This window comes from Photorhabdus luminescens subsp. luminescens (assembly GCF_001083805.1).
Taxonomy (GTDB): Bacteria; Pseudomonadota; Gammaproteobacteria; order Enterobacterales; family Enterobacteriaceae; genus Photorhabdus; species Photorhabdus luminescens.
Map to the genome: position 1 here is coordinate 129,798 of NZ_JXSK01000005.1, position 18,426 is coordinate 148,223.

Consider the following 18,426-nt stretch of genomic DNA (forward strand, 5'->3'; position numbering starts at 1 on the left):
TTGCTGTTTGCAATGGATTATGCGTTGCATTGAGCGTTGTCTAATGTGAGAAATTCCAAGTCTTTTTTTCTCAGAATCAGGCTGACTCTGCGGGTCTCAATTTGTATCGGATCACCTAAAGGCGCTAAGCGGACAACATGAAAAGAGGAACCGGGCAACATGCCTAATGACAGCAATTTCTGTCGGTAAGCCGGGCTGATCTTCGGCGAAAAGCCAATGATCTTGTAACTATGGTCTGGAAGAAGTTGCATATAACCTTCCGGGATATGTGATAAGTAAAATAATGCCGAAAATTAGTCGTACCCATTCATTATGAAGTGCGATTTTTAACCCAATTCATAATAATTGCAAATAAGAATAATAACCAACATTAATTTCAATGTTAATTCTATTTTCATTATTGATGTTTATCTAGCCACTCAGGTTGGCATAAATCAGTGAATTTGGGTTCTTTCTGATAAAAATGGTGAAATGTGCACTGCCGAAGCAGTGCATCTGTTCACATTGATGGGAATCTTAACGTTTTTTTCCAAATGCGGCGGCTAGCGCATCACTCATAGCACTGTTTCCGGTTGAGGTAGAAGAACGGGAGGTGTTACGGTTTCTGTCATTACGCTCAGGACGGCGGTCAGTTGGTGCATTGTTATTGCGGCGTGAAAGCGTTTCTCCCGGTTGCTCATCAAGGCGCATGGTCAGAGCGATGCGCTTACGGTTTAGATCAACTTCCAGCACTTTTACTTTAACGATATCGCCCGCTTTTACCACGGTGTGAGGATCTTCTACAAAGCGATCAGACAGCGAAGAGATATGCACTAAGCCATCTTGATGAACGCCGATATCGACAAATGCGCCAAAGTTAGTCACGTTAGTGACGGCACCTTCCAGCACCATTCCCGGACGCAGATCATTCATGGTTTCCACGCCTTCTGCAAAAGTCGCGGTTTTAAACTCTGGACGTGGATCGCGACCAGGTTTTTCCAGCTCTTTCAGAATATCGGTAACGGTTGGAACACCAAATTGTTCGGTAGTGAAGTCCTGAGGTTGCAGTCCACGCAATGAAGCAGGATTGCCCATCAATTCTTGGAGTTTCTGCTCAGTGGCCGCCAAAATTTTTTCCACTACTGGATAAGCTTCCGGGTGAACGGTCGATGCATCCAGCGGGTTATCACCGTGATTAATCCGCAAGAATCCAGCACATTGCTCAAAAGCCTTTGGCCCAAGACGACTGACTTTCAGTAATTGTGTACGGTTATTGAAACGGCCATTCTCGTCACGCCAGTTGATGATATTCTGGGCAATCATACGGGTCAATCCGGCAACTCTGGTTAGCAGTGGAACAGAAGCGGTATTGAGATCCACGCCGACGGCGTTTACACAATCCTCAACAACGGCATCCAGTTTTTTGGCAAGCTGACTCTGGCTGACATCATGTTGATACTGACCCACACCGATAGATTTCGGATCGATTTTCACCAATTCGGCCAGTGGATCTTGCAAGCGGCGGGCGATAGAGACAGCACCGCGTAGTGAAACATCCAGGTCAGGAAATTCCTGTGCTGCCAGCTCAGAAGCAGAATAAACCGATGCTCCTGCCTCACTGACGATCACTTTTTGGGCTTTTATCTCTGGGAACTGTTTTTGCACATCGGCAAAGAAACGTTCTGTTTCGCGGGAAGCGGTTCCGTTACCGATGGCGACCAGTTCTACCTGATGCTTGATACACAACGCCGCGACACTTGTGGCAGCTTTAGCCGCTTGACCGGTGTGTGGATAGATTGTGTCTGTGGCAATCAGTTTGCCGGTTGCATCAATGACGGCCACTTTGACCCCGGTACGCAGACCGGGATCGAGTCCCATTGTTGCACGCATACCCGCTGGCGCGGCCATCAATAGGTCTTGTAGGTTGCGGGCGAATACTTTGATGGCTTCATCTTCCGCTTTCTCACGCAAGGTGCTCATCAATTCGGTTTCAAGATGTAACAATACCTTGACGCGCCAGGTCCAATTCACCACGGCTTTGCGCCAGCTATCTGCCGGTGCATTATTCAGGCGCAGATTAAGATGCTGAGTGATAATCTGCTCGCCGTAACTCTCTTTTGGCGGTTCATCAAACTGAGGATCAGCATTTAGGGAAAGTTGCAGTACGCTTTCATTACGGCCACGGAACATAGCCAATGCGCGGTGAGAAGGGACTTGCGCGATAGGTTCATGGTGATCAAAATAGTCGCGGAATTTAGCGCCTTCCTCTTCTTTTCCGGCAACGACTTTAGCGACCAGATGGGCATTTTTCCATAGATAGTCACGTACTTTTGCCAATAATGCGGCATCTTCGGCGAAACGTTCCATCAGGATATAACGTGCGCCATCCAGCGCCGCTTTGGTATCAGCGACGCCTTTATCAGGATCAACAAAGGTAGCGGCAGTCTGCTCCGGTTCTTGTTGTGGATCTTGCCACAAGGCGTCTGCCAGTGGTTCAAGACCTGCTTCAATAGCGATTTGTCCACGGGTACGGCGTTTCGGTTTATATGGCAGATAGAGATCTTCCAGCTCTGTTTTGCTCTGAGTGTCATTAATGGCTGCGGCCAGTTCTGGGGTCAGCTTACCTTGCTCGTCAATGGATTTAAGAATAGTTTGGCGGCGGTCCGATAGTTCGCGTAGATAACTAAGGCGGGTTTCAAGTTGGCGAAGTTGGGTGTCATCCAGACCGCCAGTGACTTCTTTACGATATCGTGCGATAAAAGGAACAGTATTCCCTTCATCAAGCAGGCTAATCGCTGAAAGTACTTGTTGTGGCTGCGCTTGTAGCTCACTTGCAATAATTTGGCTCAGAGATTCATTCATGTTGCGTTTTCTTCTGGTGGATAGGCTTCAAATATTCACAAAACCTCCTTTATACGTTCTGCGAGAAACAATTTCCAGTTTACGTTTAATCTTATTTTGACGAGTTACGCTATAGCAACTGCGATTGAACTCAAATGTGAAAAGTTGTCGCTGGGACCATAAGTGTGTTACCGGATTTGCTATGAGCTGTTTCTGAATAATCCGAATTAAACTAAAAGAGCAGTTAGAATAGGAAAAATTTGAGTTTCATCGCATTATTCCAGGAGCAGGTAACTAATTAATTACAAATCTACTTTTGATTTTCTTTAAAAATGGAGGAATTACCTAAAGAATTTATTTAATTTAATTGCTCTAATCTTAATAAAAAGTATATTTATTGCCAACTAAATGAATATTATTTTAAGGTAATTTGGTTTTTAATTAAGACTAGAAGACTATTTAATCTTCCAGTCTTATTAATTATTTAGGTGAGCATCTATTCCAGATTAGTTTGCCAATATTTTAATATTACTCCTAGCTTGGTTAGTAATATAATAGTTATAGGAATATATTCCTAATTTTGTGTACATTGCGACTCATTTTAGCTGGCTTAGTAAAAATACGCCCTAAAATTTAAACGACATTGCAGCGAAAACCATTCCACCACTTCCGGCCCATCCCATGCAGAATTGTTCTTTCTCTAATATGTCTTGTTGAATAGCATCGATGATTCCAAAAGGAATAGATGTCGTAATAATGTTACCTGTTTTATGTCCAACATGATGCATCTTATTATCAACACCGATTGAATGTCCAAGCTTATGCCACATTTTAGGTGAACCTGTATGAATAAAGATTTTGTGGATATCGTTGCTAGAAACGTTGTGCTGATTAAATACCCCGATTGCATCTTCCCAACCATATTCATTCAGCAGGGCTGCATATGAATTAAATAGATATTGTCCACCAAGCGGTGAAATGCGTTCGACATCAGAATCGTTACAAAACAGTTTCCAGCCCGGTAAGGAAATTGTAGACAGGTCGCCTAAATCTGGCCTGTTGATATAAGAAAACTTGAAATTATCAGGTGATTCATTACTCAGTATGGTGACGGCCGTGGCTTCGCCTATGGTAAAACTTGCAAATTTATAAGCTAGTTCCGATGAAGAAGATAAAGAGAAATTATCTGGAAAAAGAGGCCCGCCATCGGACATACCAAATTCCATGTTAACAATAGCGGCATGGCGTATTTCACCAGCTTTCATTTTACTATTGATAATATCCATTGCTGTTACCCAACCATTACAGGCGTCTGAAACGTCGTAATTCCTGCAATTTAGTCCTAAAGCCTTGGCAATAAAAGTACTATTAGCGGGCTCGGTGAAACCACGAGTGACATTGGGGAAGAGTAATAGATCAATTTCCGTTTTGTTTATATTAGCTTGCGCTAAAGCACGATCAAACGCCATTTTCATCAGTTGCATAGGCTTTTCGCCTTTATTCAGCCAATGCCGGGTTTTTATACCGCTTGTATCGAGTAACTTTCTGATCGTCTGTAAGGTTTTAGGTAAATTCCCCTGGAAGGTTTTTCTTGAGTGTTGATCAATTAAATCGATAACTTCCTGATTTGTAACAAGTCGTGACGGAAGTAATCCTGATATACCTGCTATTTTCATTTACACATTCCTCTGGATAAATATGTTTAAAATTCTATTTTTATGGTGTTTTAGTCATTACATTGAATTTAATTTCTACTTGCACAGATTTTTATTTAAAAAATTAGGTACCCTATTTTCAAAAAATCTAAACAAAAGATTTACATGTCGGTGAGTTTTTTTAATGTCAATTTTCCTCATTGGAATAATTTGATAATTTATATTTCTAGCATAAGTTATATCTGATTCAAAGTATCGATACTATTTTTCATCTTTATATTTTAAAATTTTGTAAACTTTAAAATACATTTTTTATTGTGCTATTTTGTTTATATCAGTTATTATATTTTTGTTAATTAAATATCGATCATATAATTGTCAACTATCATTCACTATCGTTGTTCTTAAGGAGGTTTCGATGTTAGCTCAGTTACCACACATGGCAATACAACTAGAAACCGACGTTAAGCGTAAGAAATCCCCACGTAAAATGGCTGCTTTTGATATGGAACGTGCAGCAGAACAGGGTGATAAGGATTTCCAGTATTTTCTTAAAAGCGGAAAGTTGCCAGTTTCTAAGTGAGTTCAATTGTCTTACATATATGTTTTTGACTTATTTAAACGCCTCCCTAATTAATTGGGAGGCGCTTTACACTAATTATAAAATATGTAGCGATATAATTGATTACCTTGGTCGTGATGCTAAGAGTGAAACAACAGCACTATTCCACATATTCTATCTCGTTCACGTACCACAACACTTTTCCTGTTGGTGTATGAACGATTGCATTGTCGCCAACTTCTTTTTTCAATAAAGCCCGGGCCATTGGCGAGTCAATTGATATGTAATCTTTGCGACCAAAAATTTCGTCGTATCCAACAATGCGAAAGCGTTTAATCTCACCTTGATCATTTTCGATCTCTACCCATGCTCCAAAGAATACTCGTCCATCTTGTTGGGGGGAATAATCAACACACCGCAATTCTTCCAAGCTCTTGGTTAGATATCGGACTCGGCGATCAATCTCCCGTAGCCTCTTCTTGTTATATTGATAATCTGCGTTTTCACTCCGGTCACCGAGGCTTGCTGCCCAAGTCACTTTTTTAGTCACTTCTGGGCGCTCTTCACGCCAGAGATAATCCAGTTCTTCCTTTAATTTGTTGTAGCCTTCGCGGGTTATCAGTTTAGTTTTCATTTTATGATGTAGATACCGTAGTTAACCTCATAAGTGTATAAAACTGCCCATTTTGGTAGATGTCAAATTGAGACTCGGTTTTTAGTCATTAATCAATAAATCCCGGCTGTTTTGCAAGATTAACGCATTAGTGACATTTGGGGCGTTGTTGGTTGAATAAATTTATCACTGTTGATGGATTGAATCGCTGCGCGGCAAGCCAATACGATACGCTCCCACTGCGGTGAGCACGGATGTTAAAACGGGAGATAATATGGTTAACAGATGGTTTCGAGTTAGCATTATCGGTAACAAGATTGCTTTACCTGTCTGCTCATTATGATATTTGGCTCTAATATTTATAATGTTCATCATATAATTTATGGTTCTGTGTACTGAATAGTATGTATGCTGTGAATCTTTCTGGTGATGAAACAGGCTACTAAGGTTTAAGTGAAGAAAAAACAAGCGAAATTGTTTACTATAGTAAGGAAAGGTGGCGAAAACTCGATCGTTGAGTGATTTTCTTGTCCAAACGTCGGTGAGCTGAACATTATCGATCCAGATCCTCGTTAGTCAGGAAAAACTGAAAGCCTTGGCGTAGGTCAGAAGATAATATGCAATAAAAGGCATTTTTCGTTTAGTCTGCCTGATGAATTTAATCCGGCTAATAAATGGATTTTTATCGATTTGCCGGTAGTCATGGCGCTAATTGATAGGTTGGCGGATGGCGAAATAACGGTAGAAATTCGATAGTTGACAGTGAATTACTGCGTTCTCGTTGTCAGTAATAAACTACTAAATTAATCATTCGAATTAATAACAGTGGAAATAAGTCCTATTAGGAATAGTCTCAAAATACAGATATCTGGTTTCTATCTTTGGGTTAATCTCTTTCAAAATGATAAATTTATCAAAGCATGTAGTGTTTTTTGGAGTTTGATAATGCAAGTAGATAACAAAATCCTTGTGGTGGATGATGACATGCGTTTACGAACGTTGTTAGAGCGTTATCTGACAGAACAAGGTTTTCAGGTACGTAGTGCCGCTAATGCGGAGCAGATGGACCGTTTACTGACACGGGAATCTGTTAGCTTAATCGTATTGGATTTAATGTTACCGGGAGAGGACGGGCTGTCTGTTTGCCAAAGGCTGAGAAACCAAAGTAATCCGGTGCCGATTATTATGGTGACGGCGAGAGGAGAAGAGGTAGATCGTATTGTTGGGTTAGAAATTGGCGCTGATGATTATATTCCAAAGCCATTTAATCCCCGTGAGTTATTGGCGCGTATCCGGGCGGTATTACGTCGTCAGGCGAATAAGTTATTGGGCCTGCCGGCTGAGGATGATGCGATTATTAATTTTGGTAAGTTTAGCCTCAATTTGAGTACGCGGGAGATGTTTCAGGGAGATGAACATATTCAATTAACCAGTGGAGAATTTGCGGTATTGAAAGTACTGGTTTCTTATCCTGGTGTGCCGCTGTCTCGTAATAAGCTGATGAATTTAGCGCGTGGCCGGGAATATAGTACGATGAAGCGATCTATTGATGTCTTGGTTTCACGTCTGCGCCGTGTAATTGAAGAAGATCCTACCCATCCTCGTTATATCCAGACTATCTGGGGTCTGGGTTATGTCTTTGTGCCTGACGGAATTCGTGTATGAAATTATTGCGATTCTCCCCTCGCAGCACATTTACCCATACTTTATTCCTGATTATGGCTATGCTGTTTATCAGTCTGGTAACCAGCTACTTGGTTGTTGTGAATTTCGTTATCATGCCAAGCTTGCAGCAGTTCAATAAGGTATTAGCGTATGAAGTTCGTACCCTAATGGCTGAAAAGTTGAAGCTAGAGGATGGCTCTTTTCTGGTGATATCGCCGGTAGTTCGCCGGGAGATTTACCAAGAGTTGGGTATTACGCTCTATTCTGAATCTGACGCGGAGATACAAGGTTTACGTTGGGCCAGACGTTATGATTTCTTGAGTGAGAAGATGAGCGAATACCTTGGCGGCAAGGCTGATCTTCGTCTGGAAATAAACACAGACAGCCCTATACTTTGGCTTAATTCTTACCTTTCCCCCGATATTTGGGTCAGGGTTCCTCTGACTGAGATCGAACAAAATCAATTCTCTCCTATTTTCCGCTATACACTGGCAATTCTATTACTGGTATTCGGTTGTATCTGGCTTTATATCCGTTTTCAGAATCGACCTTTACTGGAAATGGAGTATGCTGCCAGACAAACAGGTAAAGGTATTATGATGCCCGCGGTGCGGGAAGCGGGTTCTCTGGAAGTTCGTGTAGCCATTCGCGCATTTAACCAAATGTCCGCCGGGATAAAGTTATTGGAAAGTGACCGGACGATATTAATTGCTGGCGTAAGCCATGATTTGCGTACTCCGCTGACACGTATCCGATTAGCAACAGAAATGATGAGCAAGGAAGATGCTTATCTGTCTGAATCTATCAATAAAGATATTGAAGAGTGTAACGCGATTATTGAGCAATTCATTGACTATCTCCGTACCGGGCAAGAGATGCCAATGGAATTCTGTGAACTGAACGCTATTCTCAAAGAGGTTATTTCCGCCGAAAACGGCTATGAGCAGGATATTGAAAACCATCTGTCTCTTAACCCAATAACCGTTAACGCCAATCCGATTTCGATTAAACGGGCATTGGCTAATATGTTGGTTAATGCCAATCGTTATGGTAACGGCTGGATTAAAGTGAGTAGTGGTCAGACAAATAAATTTGCCTGGTTTCAGGTAGAAGATAATGGCGCGGGCATTAAGCAGGAAGATTTGCCGCGGTTATTTCAGCCATTCGTTCGTGGCGAAAGAGCGCGTAGCAGCAGTGGAACAGGGTTAGGTCTGGCGATTGTTCAGCGAATTATTGATGCTCATGATGGGAAAATTGAAATGGGCGCCAGCCCCAGAGGGGGATTATCTATCCGTGTTTGTATTCCTGTGGTGGAAGATAATTTTTAACGGCTTGAGAATCATCTCCTATATTTGATTTTAATGGTGTGTGGAGATGACAGTTTTATGTCAGTCTCAGGTTAGTGCTTATTGCGCTGTCATAAAAATGTCATAATTAAGACATTTTACTGTAATTAAATTAACCTATTTTCCCTCCTGCACCTTTTTTGAATTTGACGAATACATTTACTTTATTGATTCTCAATATCCCATTAGGAGGGATTATGAAACTGATGCGTACCACCGTAGCCAGCATAATGGCAGCGACGTTTTCTTTGACAACCTTGTCTGTATTTGCTGCCACTAGCTTAACCGGGGCAGGTGCGACATTTCCCGCGCCGGTGTATGCCAAGTGGGCGGATTCTTATCAAAAAGAGACAGGTAATAAAGTCAATTATCAAGGCATCGGTTCTTCCGGCGGCGTAAAACAAATTCTGGCGAATACCGTTGATTTCGGCGCTTCCGATGCCCCTTTATCCGATGAAAAGTTAGTTGCTGATGGTTTGTTTCAGTTCCCGACAGTCATCGGCGGGGTAGTATTGGCGGTTAATATTCCGGGGATTAAAGCCGGTGAATTGACACTGGATGGTAAAATTTTAGGCGATATTTATTTAGGTAAAGTGAGAAAGTGGAATGATCCCGCGATTACTCAATTGAATCCGGGCGTCAAACTGCCGGATCAAGATATTGCTGTGATACGTCGTGCTGACGGTTCCGGTACCTCCTTTGTGTTTACTAGCTACCTCTCTAAAGTGAGTAAAGAGTGGCAAGAAAAAGTTGGCGCAGGTTCCACCGTAAGCTGGCCTATTGGTTTAGGCGGTAAAGGTAATGATGGGGTTGCCGCATTTGTTCAGCGTCTGACAGGTTCCATTGGTTATGTTGAATATGCTTACGCGAAACAGAATCATCTGGCTTATACCAAACTGGTATCTGCTAACGGCAACGTGGTTAGCCCGACAGGAGAGAGTTTCAGTGCCGCAGCGAAGAAAGCGGAATGGCATAAAACATTTGCTCAGGATTTGACGAACCAACAAGGCGCAAATGCGTGGCCGATGACCTCCACCACATTTGTTCTGGTTCATAAACAGCAAAAAGATGCCGTGAAAGGGGCAGAAGTATTGAAATTCTTTGACTGGGCTTATGAGAAAGGCAGTAAACAGGCAAACGATCTGGATTATGCAACCTTGCCCAAAGAGGTGATTGAGCAAGTTCGTGCAGCCTGGAAAACTCAGATAAAAGATAGCAATGGCAAGGCCCTGTATTAAGTCGTGTTGATAGTGATTTTAAATATCGATTAAATTTGTCGTTTTAATTTCTCCCTCCATTTTAGGGGGGAGTTAACCCCGAATGAGAATAAGCTCTATGGCCGAACAAAAAACGGCAATGAAAGCACCCAGTAAAAATGGCGATATTATTTTCGGCGCACTGGTCAGACTAGCTGCGCTGATAACTTTATTTTTGTTAGGAGGCATCATTATCTCGCTGATTATTGCCTCCTGGCCGAGTATTCAGCAGTTCGGCATCTCTTTTCTTTGGCAGAAAGCGTGGGATGCCCCGGCAGAGCAATTTGGCGCTTTGATACCGATTTACGGTACGTTGGTGACTTCGCTGATTGCGTTGATTATCGCAGTGCCTGTCAGTTTTGGGATAGCCCTGTTCCTAACGGAACTCGCGCCTAACTGGCTGAAACGTCCGCTCGGTATCGCCATTGAGTTATTGGCTGCTATCCCAAGTATTGTATATGGCATGTGGGGGTTGTTTGTTTTTGCGCCGTTATTTGCCGCCTATTTCCAGCAGCCTGTCGGCAATCTGCTCGCCAGTATGCCGATTGTGGGCGAATTGTTCTCCGGCCCTGCCTTTGGTATCGGTATTCTGGCAGCGGGCGTCATTCTCGCTATCATGATTATTCCTTATATCGCCTCGGTTATGCGTGATGTTTTCGAACAAACGCCGGTGATGATGAAAGAATCCGCTTATGGTATCGGCTGTACTACTTGGGAAGTTATCTGGCACATCGTGTTGCCTTACACCCGAAACGGGGTGATTGGTGGTGTCATGTTGGGCCTTGGTCGTGCGTTGGGGGAAACAATGGCGGTGACTTTTATCATCGGTAATACCTACCAGCTCGACAGTTTTTCACTGTTTATGCCCGGTAACAGCATCACTTCCGCGCTGGCGAACGAATTCGCGGAAGCGGAATCTGGCTTGCATACCGCATCATTGATGGAGCTTGGCCTGATTCTATTTGTGATCACTTTCATTGTGCTGGCGCTATCAAAATTGATGATTATGCGTCTGGCGAAGAATGAGGGGCGTTGATATGGCAACCATAGACAGACAAAAGCCTATTGATGCCGATGCACGTAGCCGTAAACAGGCATGGCGCCGTCAAAAAAATCGCTTCGCTCTGCTGTTATCAATGGCGACCATGCTGTTTGGCTTGTTTTGGTTGGTGTGGATTCTGTTTTCCACCATCACCAAAGGTTTCGACGGCATGTCATTGGCGCTGTTCACCGAGATGACGCCACCGCCAAATACGGAAGGCGGCGGCTTGGCAAATGCTATTGTCGGCAGTGGATTACTGATCTTGTGGGCGACAGTTATCGGTACGCCGCTGGGGATCATGGCGGGTATCTATTTGGCGGAATATGGTCGCCGTTCATGGCTGGCAGAGGTGATCCGCTTTATAAACGATATTTTGCTGTCAGCCCCTTCTATTGTTGTCGGCTTGTTTGTTTACACTGTCGTTGTAACGAAAATGCAGCACTTTTCTGGTTGGGCAGGGGTGATTGCCTTGGCATTGTTACAAGTGCCGATTGTGATCAGAACCACGGAAAACATGTTGAAACTGGTTCCTGATAGCCTGCGCGAAGCCGCTTATGCTTTAGGCACACCGAAGTGGAAGATGATCTCAGCCATTACGCTGAAAGCATCGGTATCCGGCATCATCACTGGTGTACTGCTGGCGATTGCCCGCATTGCCGGAGAGACGGCGCCGTTGCTGTTCACCTCGCTTTCCAATCAGTTCTGGAGTACCGATCTGAGTCAGCCAATTGCTAACTTACCGGTCACCATCTTTAAATTTGCCATGAGTCCATTCTCTGAATGGCAGCAACTGGCGTGGGCCGGCGTATTATTGATAACCCTATGTGTATTGCTGATTAACATTGTGGCGCGTGTGCTGTTTGCCAAGAAAAAGCACTGACTGATATTTTCAACAGAGAGAAGTAAATGAGCATAGTTAATGATATCGCTAGCAGCAAAATTCAGGTCCACAATCTGAACTTTTACTATGGCAAATTTCACGCGCTGAAAAACATAACGTTGAATATTGCAAAGAATAAAGTCACCGCTTTTATCGGTCCGTCGGGTTGCGGTAAGTCTACGTTGTTACGAACTTTCAACAAAATGTATGAACTGTATGGCGAACAGCGGGCGGAAGGCGAAATTTTGCTGGATGGCAATAATATCTTGATGGATAAACAAGATGTGGCGCTGTTACGGGCCAAAGTGGGCATGGTATTCCAGAAACCGACGCCATTTCCGATGTCTATTTACGACAATATCGCGTTTGGTGTCCGTCTGTTTGAAAAACTCTCCAGAGCGGAAATGGATGAGCGTGTCCAGTGGGCTTTGACGAAAGCGGCATTGTGGACTGAAACCCGGGATAAACTGCATCAGAGCGGATACAGCCTGTCTGGCGGGCAACAGCAACGTTTGTGTATTGCCCGCGGCATTGCGATCCGTCCAGAAGTTTTACTGTTGGATGAACCTTGCTCAGCTCTTGACCCGATTTCTACTGGTCGTATTGAAGAGTTGATCAGCGAATTGAAATCTGAATATACCGTGGTGATTGTGACTCATAATATGCAACAGGCCGCGCGTTGTTCAGATCACACTGCGTTTATGTACCTTGGTGAATTAATTGAATTCAGTGATACAGACACATTGTTTACCACACCAAAAATGAAACAAACGGAAGACTATATTACTGGTCGTTATGGTTGATACGGGGCGTAACATGGACAATCTGAATCTCAGTAAACATATTTCTGGTCAGTTTAACGCTGAACTGGCACATGTTCGTACTGAACTGATGGCAATGGGTGGGCTGGTGGAAGAGCAACTCACCAAAGCCATTACCGCAATGCATAATCAGGATGCCGCATTGGCGCGTGAAGTGATTGAGGATGACCATAAGGTCAATATGATGGAAGTGGCTATTGATGAAGCGTGTGTTCGCATTATTGCTAAGCGCCAACCAACGGCCAGTGATCTGCGACTGATTATGTCGATTTCAAAAACCATTGCTGAACTGGAAAGAATTGGCGATGTGGCGAATAAAATTTGCCAAACGGCACTTGAGAAATTCTCACATCAGCATCAACCCCTGTTGGTTAGTTTGGAATCCCTTGGCCGTCATACCATCCAGATGCTGCATGATGTTTTAGATGCTTTTGCCCGCATGGATCTGGAAGAAGCGATTCGTATCTATCATGAAGATAAAAAGGTGGATAAAGAGTATGAAGGCGTAGTCCGCCAGCTTATGACTTATATGATGGAAGATCCTCGAACCATCCCCAGTGTCCTGACCGTCCTGCTTTGCGCCCGTTCTATTGAACGCATTGGCGATCGTTGTCAAAACATCTGTGAATTCATTTTTTACTACGTTAAAGGGCAGGATTTCCGGCATGTAGGTGGTGATGAATTGGAAAAACTGTTGACGAAAGATAACGAGTAGCTCACTGACCACTTGGTCAATAATCTGAATGCTGGTATTTTTGCCGGCATTTTTTTTGCCTTATATACCCTATGGATTTCAAGATGCATCGCGACGGCAAGGGAACGAATCCCCGGGAGCATAGATAACTATGTGACCGGGGTGAGTGAGTGCAGCCAACAAAGAGGCAACTTGAAAGATAACGGGTATAATTGCCGATAGTTATAAACATAGTTATTTATATTATTTCATGCACTATAGTGAAATTGATAGCTTGTGATTAATAAAGAATTAATTATTGTCAGGAGAGTTTAATGAAATCTCGCGTTCTTATTACGGCGTTATTGGCCGGGTTAACACTGGTTACGGGTGCTGCGAAGGCGGATAAGCTGGATGATATTAAAAAAGCCGGTGCAGTGCGGATCGCTGTTTTCGACAGTAATCCACCGTTTGGTTTTATTGATCCGCAAACCAAAAAACTGGCGGGTTATGATGTAGATATCGCCAACGCGATTGCAAATGACTTGGGTGTTAAATTAGAGCTGCGTCCGACTAACCCGGCAAACCGTTTACCGCTGTTGGCATCAAAGAAAGTTGACTTGATTGCCGCCAACTTTACCGTCACTAATGAGCGTGCTAAACAGGTTGATTTTTCAATCCCTTACTTTGCCACTGGGCAAAAATTCATTGCCCGTAAAGGTGTTTTGAAATCGCCCGAAGACATTAAAAACTTACGTATTGGTGCTGATAAAGGAACCGTACAGGAAATTACACTGCGCGAGCATTATCCGACAGCCAAAGTAATCTCTTATGACGACACGCCTCTGGCCTTTGCTGCGCTACGTAACGGTAATGTGCAAGCCATCACGCAGGATGATGCCAAGTTAGTCGGTCTATTGGCTAATGTACCGGAAGCCCAAAAAGCTGAATTTGAGATCTCTCCTTTTAGCATCACCCGTGAATATCAGGCAGTGGCTGCGGCGAAAGGGCAGGAGCGCTTGGTTGAGGCGGTAAACCAAACTTTGCTGAAACTGGAGAAAGAGGGTGAAGCAGCGGAAATTTATAACCGCTGGTTTGGCCCGGAAACCAAGTCCGCCCAACCGCGAGGTGACTTTAAATTTGCGCCTTTGGAGCAGCAAACAGAGTCCTAATAAGTGATAAACCCTTGGTAATTAGCCTCGCCTGTTGTTGCGGGGCTTTGTCATTGATAATACCTGGTAATCGTAAGATATGTTTGAGTTATTTGTTACAGAACAGTTGCTTGCTCCCCAATATCTGGGGTGGCTTTGGCAAGGTTTCCTGATTACGCTGTGGATATCCGCTTGTACCGTTGTAGCTTCCACCTTGCTAGGGTTTGTACTGGCGGCTGCCCGTGACAGCCAATTGAAAATTCTCCGTTGGACGGTAACCGCTTACACCACGCTATTTCGCAATACGCCTTTGCTGGTGCAACTGTTTTTCTGGTATTTCGCCTCAGGGCAGATACTACCGCAAGAAGTGATGCTTTGGCTGAATACGCCTCATGAAATCAATCTGTTAGGTCTACCGTTGGCTTGGCCTTCATTCGAATTCCTGGCTGGATTTATTGGTTTAACCCTCTATTCAGCGCCATTCGTAGCGGAAGAGCTACGTGCTGGTATCCGTGGTATAGGGCGTGGACAAAAATATGCCGCTCATGCACTGGGACTCACCGGCTGGCAGGCAATGCGTTATGTGGTATTGCCACAAGCGTTAAAGATCGCAACGCCTCCATTGCTAGGACAATATATGAATATTGTGAAAAACTCGTCACTGACAATGGCAATTGGCGTGGCTGAGTTGTCATATGCTTCCCGTCAAGTAGAAACCGAAACATTGAAAACTTTTGAAGCATTCGGTGTTGCAACGGTGCTGTATATCGCCACCATTGCCGTCATGGAAGGTTGGGGGCAATGGCGTCAACAACAAGCTATAACGAGAGGACATTAAAATGGATTTTTCAGTCATTGCAGAAAACTGGCGCTATCTACTATTAGGTACATTTCCTGATGGTCCTCTTGAAGGGGCGGCGTTGACGTTGATGATTAGCCTGATAGCCGGGGCGATTTCTATTGTATTAGGTACGGTCGCAGGTATTGCTTTGGCAATGCTGAAAGGCTTCTGGGTTAACCTGTTAGCCGCAGTATTGGGCTTTTTCCGGGCAATTCCCGTCATTATGCTGATTTTTTGGACTTACTTCCTGTTGCCAGTGATGCTTGGTATGGAAATTCCAGAAATTACCACCGTAGTTTGCGCTCTGGCGTTGATCACATCGGCTTACTTGGCTCATGGAGTGAAAGCGGGGATTATTGCGATTGGCGCTGGTCAGTGGCAAGCAGGGCTATCATTAGGTTTTAACCGTTGGCAGGTACTTTGGTACATTGTTTTACCACAAGCGTTGCGTATGATGGTACCTTCCTTTATCAACCAGTGGATTGCGCTGATAAAAGATACCTCTTTGGCTTATATCGTTGGTGTGGCGGAACTGTCATTTCTGGCGACTCAGGTTAATAACCGCAGCATGGTTTACCCGACAGAAGTTTTTTTATTTGTCGCGTTAATTTATTTCGTGATGTGTTTGGCGCTGGAATTGGCAGCAAACTATCTTGTTCGCCGCTTCACTCTACAGCGTAGAAAAATATCTCTTTTCCGTTTCTGGCGGAAAGAAAAATTAGTGTTGGCTCCCCAATATTAGTTTTTCTCTTTACTTAATTATCTAAGGCATAATCTCCCTATTTTAACGATAGGGAGATTATTAATGTTAATTTATTTTTCCGATTTTATATTATTGAAATATATTTTCATTCTGAAATCAAAACAATAATGAAATTATTAAAGTAAATAAAGAGTTTTGTGAAGATAATAAAAATCCGTTGAAATAACAGAATAATCATCTTTTTAGATAATATGGCGATGATATAACTTATAAAATATTATAATAAATGCGGCATCTTATTATTGCTTGTTAGATTTACACCTTCTGGATTTACAGAAATATTCGATATTTTAGTTGATTGTTATCGATCATGATTAAGGCGAGGACATAAAATATAGGGTCACCCCCCGTTTTTGCAACCCTGATTTTGATTAATGGTAGGTTTGCTTAAATCTATCCGGCGTCTCTATGGGCAAGGATGCCCGCACCTCAATGAGTTCTGCACCTGATGAACCTAAAAAAGTGTGGGGCTTTTTACCGATTGGCAATAAAATAACCGATTCAACACGCCTGTCATCAAATCCCCATTTTGTTTAGCCGGTAATGGAATGCCTGGTGCCACATTAGCAGATGAAAGGAATAAAACCTTGGTGCCATAATGAATGCTGATGAGACTACGACAACCAGAGATATCTATCCTTTCATAGATGCTCTCGGTGCAGTTAGATTTAACCAACCAAAAGTTAACGGCCAAGGGAAACATGCGTTATTCCTACATCAGAGTCAGATCAACTGATCAAAGTATAGAGAGATAAAAAGAGGCTTTATCAGCAACAAATGCAATGGAGCTAATAAGGCGTTCATTATTTATTGAAAACGCGAACGGCCGTATTAAACGGTGAGCTAGAGGCACAATTTGAGCGTTGGTATCCGGGAGTAAAATTGGGAGAAAAAACAAAAAACCATCTAACCGAAGTGATTACAGCATAGAATAATACCTAACGTTTTTTATGCTCTCCTTAATCCAATTAATCATAAAAAATAAAATTAATCACTAGATTATATGATGCGAATAATATCTTATTCAATATTTGTCTTTACAGTGAGTGTGTTATTTCATTGTGTATTACAACTTTTTTAAAATATAAAATAATCATAAATGTGGCTTTTATCACGAAACAAATATTTTTTATTGACTTGCCAAAGTTAACATATAAGATTTTTTAATCATGAACCAAACTGAGGATTTATGTTTTGAGCAATCCATTTGAAAATGAATCTCTTGATTTCTTTGTATTAATAAATGATGAAAGTCAACACTCACTATGGCCTGTATTTATTGCAGTACCTGCTGGTTGGCAAGTTATCTACGGGCCAGAAAAACGTGAGAATTGTTTGAGTTTTGTAGAGAGTAATTGGGAAGATATGAGGCTAAAAAGTTTGCAGTGAAATAAATTAGAAAAAGCGGGTTCGACTAATAAGTGCAATTTTTCAGAATGGCGGTTAGTTACTATATTAGGCATCTTTCCCGCCATAGAAAATCTATAGTCTATAAACAACTGACCGAAGCAGGAAGATACCCGATTTCTAGTTTAAAAAGTGGGTTTTTCACAACGTTTCATTGTCAATCACTCAATCGAAACCCATAAACCATTAGCAGAGAGTTGAAAAGAAATCAGAAAGTAAAAGAATATTGTCCGAAACAGGCCCATCTTCAGGGGCTTTCTCACCATTATTTTGCTAAGAAAGCTACAGAAGTAACCAAAGAAATAAAAAAATGGATAAAGCGGCTAATTTGGCAAGATTTGAGTCCTGAACAGGTGGTTGACTATATAAGGAAGTATGAAAGGATATCATTGCATCATGAAATCATTTATAGATTGATTTATAAAAATAAAATGGATAGAGGTGACTTATGGCAATATTTCAGAATTGTCAGTAAACCGTATCGTAAACGGTATGGTTGTTATGAAAGAAGGGGAAAAATTAAAAACAAAGTCAGTATTAATGAACGCCCAGAAATCGTTGATAAAAAAGCATGAATTGGTGATTGGGAAGGTGATGTGATAATAGGAAAAGATAAAAAAAGTGTATTATCAACTCGGGTTGAACGTAAGACACTCTATATAATCATTATCAAACTGAACGGAAAACAAGCATCAGAAGTAACTGAAGACACAGTGAGGGCTTTATACCCGTTAAAACAAATGGTTAAAACAATGACGTTTGATAACGGTTTAGAATTAAATAATCGTCCCCGAAAGACTCATGGTGACAAAACCCCAAATAGACTATTTAAAGGGATACGAACTTGTTTACTCGTAGCTTAATTATGTTGCGCTTACTATGCGAAACCACCAAACAAAAACATTATCCCTATAACATTTGTAGCTAAGGC

At 42.5% G+C, this 18,426-nt stretch carries 17 protein-coding genes and 1 pseudogene; 14 read left to right on the forward strand and 4 right to left on the reverse strand.

What is annotated here, in order from left to right:
* Positions 1-17: 17 nt before the first annotated feature.
* From feoA to TI10_RS13760, 3 genes are all read right to left on the reverse strand, one after another.
* On the reverse strand, positions 18-251 hold the full coding sequence (gene feoA / locus TI10_RS13750) for a ferrous iron transporter A (protein WP_046396399.1): 234 nt from the start codon (positions 249-251) through the stop codon (positions 18-20).
* A gap of 265 nt (positions 252-516) precedes the next feature.
* The gene (locus TI10_RS13755) at positions 517-2,841 is read right to left on the reverse strand and encodes a Tex family protein (RefSeq protein ID WP_049583973.1); all 2,325 of its coding nucleotides are present in this window, start codon (positions 2,839-2,841) and stop codon (positions 517-519) included.
* Positions 2,842-3,446: 605 nt separating this feature from the next.
* Entirely contained in the window at positions 3,447-4,496 is a 1,050-nt protein-coding gene (locus tag TI10_RS13760) for a 3-oxoacyl-[acyl-carrier-protein] synthase III C-terminal domain-containing protein (protein ID WP_049583975.1), read from the reverse strand.
* Between the two features lie 397 nt (positions 4,497-4,893).
* Here TI10_RS13760 and TI10_RS25095 point away from each other — a divergent pair, with 397 nt between their 5' ends.
* The gene (locus TI10_RS25095) at positions 4,894-5,058 is read left to right on the forward strand and encodes a hypothetical protein (protein ID WP_155416480.1); all 165 of its coding nucleotides are present in this window, start codon (positions 4,894-4,896) and stop codon (positions 5,056-5,058) included.
* A gap of 139 nt (positions 5,059-5,197) precedes the next feature.
* On the opposite strand, the gene greB is transcribed toward TI10_RS25095, so the two are convergent.
* A complete protein-coding gene (gene greB / locus TI10_RS13765; protein ID WP_049583977.1) occupies positions 5,198-5,671 on the reverse strand; it encodes a transcription elongation factor GreB in 474 nt (157 codons plus the stop codon).
* Positions 5,672-6,595: 924 nt separating this feature from the next.
* Here greB and ompR point away from each other — a divergent pair.
* The 13 genes and pseudogenes from ompR to TI10_RS13830 all read left to right on the forward strand — a co-directional run bounded on the left by ompR (position 6,596) and on the right by TI10_RS13830 (position 18,358).
* Positions 6,596-7,315 carry an osmolarity response regulator transcription factor OmpR gene (ompR, locus tag TI10_RS13770; protein WP_011144612.1) on the forward strand — a complete coding sequence of 240 codons (720 nt, stop codon included), beginning with the start codon at positions 6,596-6,598 and terminating at the stop codon, positions 7,313-7,315.
* Positions 7,312-8,643, forward strand: coding sequence for a two-component system sensor histidine kinase EnvZ (gene envZ / locus TI10_RS13775; protein WP_049583978.1), 1,332 nt, complete (start codon positions 7,312-7,314; stop codon positions 8,641-8,643). The genes ompR and envZ overlap by 4 nt, the downstream gene beginning before the upstream one ends.
* Before the next feature lie 215 nt (positions 8,644-8,858).
* Positions 8,859-9,899 carry a phosphate ABC transporter substrate-binding protein PstS gene (gene pstS, locus TI10_RS13780; RefSeq protein ID WP_049583980.1) on the forward strand — a complete coding sequence of 347 codons (1,041 nt, stop codon included), beginning with the start codon at positions 8,859-8,861 and terminating at the stop codon, positions 9,897-9,899.
* 97 nt (positions 9,900-9,996) lie between these two features.
* Positions 9,997-10,953 carry a phosphate ABC transporter permease PstC gene (pstC, locus tag TI10_RS13785; RefSeq protein ID WP_049583981.1) on the forward strand — a complete coding sequence of 319 codons (957 nt, stop codon included), beginning with the start codon at positions 9,997-9,999 and terminating at the stop codon, positions 10,951-10,953.
* Position 10,954: 1 nt separating this feature from the next.
* Entirely contained in the window at positions 10,955-11,839 is an 885-nt protein-coding gene (gene pstA, locus TI10_RS13790; protein WP_049583982.1) for a phosphate ABC transporter permease PstA, read from the forward strand.
* A 26-nt stretch (positions 11,840-11,865) separates the two neighbouring features.
* Positions 11,866-12,642, forward strand: coding sequence for a phosphate ABC transporter ATP-binding protein PstB (gene pstB / locus TI10_RS13795; RefSeq protein WP_049583983.1), 777 nt, complete (start codon positions 11,866-11,868; stop codon positions 12,640-12,642).
* Between the two features lie 13 nt (positions 12,643-12,655).
* Entirely contained in the window at positions 12,656-13,375 is a 720-nt protein-coding gene (gene phoU, locus TI10_RS13800; protein WP_049584151.1) for a phosphate signaling complex protein PhoU, read from the forward strand.
* A gap of 293 nt (positions 13,376-13,668) precedes the next feature.
* Positions 13,669-14,505, forward strand: a complete 837-nt coding sequence (locus TI10_RS13805) for an ABC transporter substrate-binding protein (protein ID WP_049583984.1) — start codon at positions 13,669-13,671, stop codon at positions 14,503-14,505.
* 79 nt (positions 14,506-14,584) lie between these two features.
* A complete protein-coding gene (locus TI10_RS13810) occupies positions 14,585-15,322 on the forward strand; it encodes an amino acid ABC transporter permease (RefSeq protein ID WP_049583985.1) in 738 nt (245 codons plus the stop codon).
* 1 nt (position 15,323) lies between these two features.
* Complete coding sequence (locus TI10_RS13815; protein WP_049583986.1) at positions 15,324-16,067, forward strand: amino acid ABC transporter permease; 744 nt, start codon at positions 15,324-15,326, stop codon at positions 16,065-16,067.
* 429 nt (positions 16,068-16,496) lie between these two features.
* Positions 16,497-16,625: a hypothetical protein gene (locus TI10_RS26355; RefSeq protein WP_279615325.1), complete on the forward strand. Its 129-nt coding sequence runs from the start codon at positions 16,497-16,499 to the stop codon at positions 16,623-16,625.
* A gap of 648 nt (positions 16,626-17,273) precedes the next feature.
* Positions 17,274-17,477, forward strand: a complete 204-nt coding sequence (pttA, locus tag TI10_RS13825) for a phototemtide A NRPS accessory protein PttA (protein ID WP_244161603.1) — start codon at positions 17,274-17,276, stop codon at positions 17,475-17,477.
* 95 nt (positions 17,478-17,572) lie between these two features.
* Positions 17,573-18,358, forward strand: a pseudogene (locus tag TI10_RS13830) (IS30 family transposase).
* Positions 18,359-18,426 lie beyond the last annotated feature (68 nt).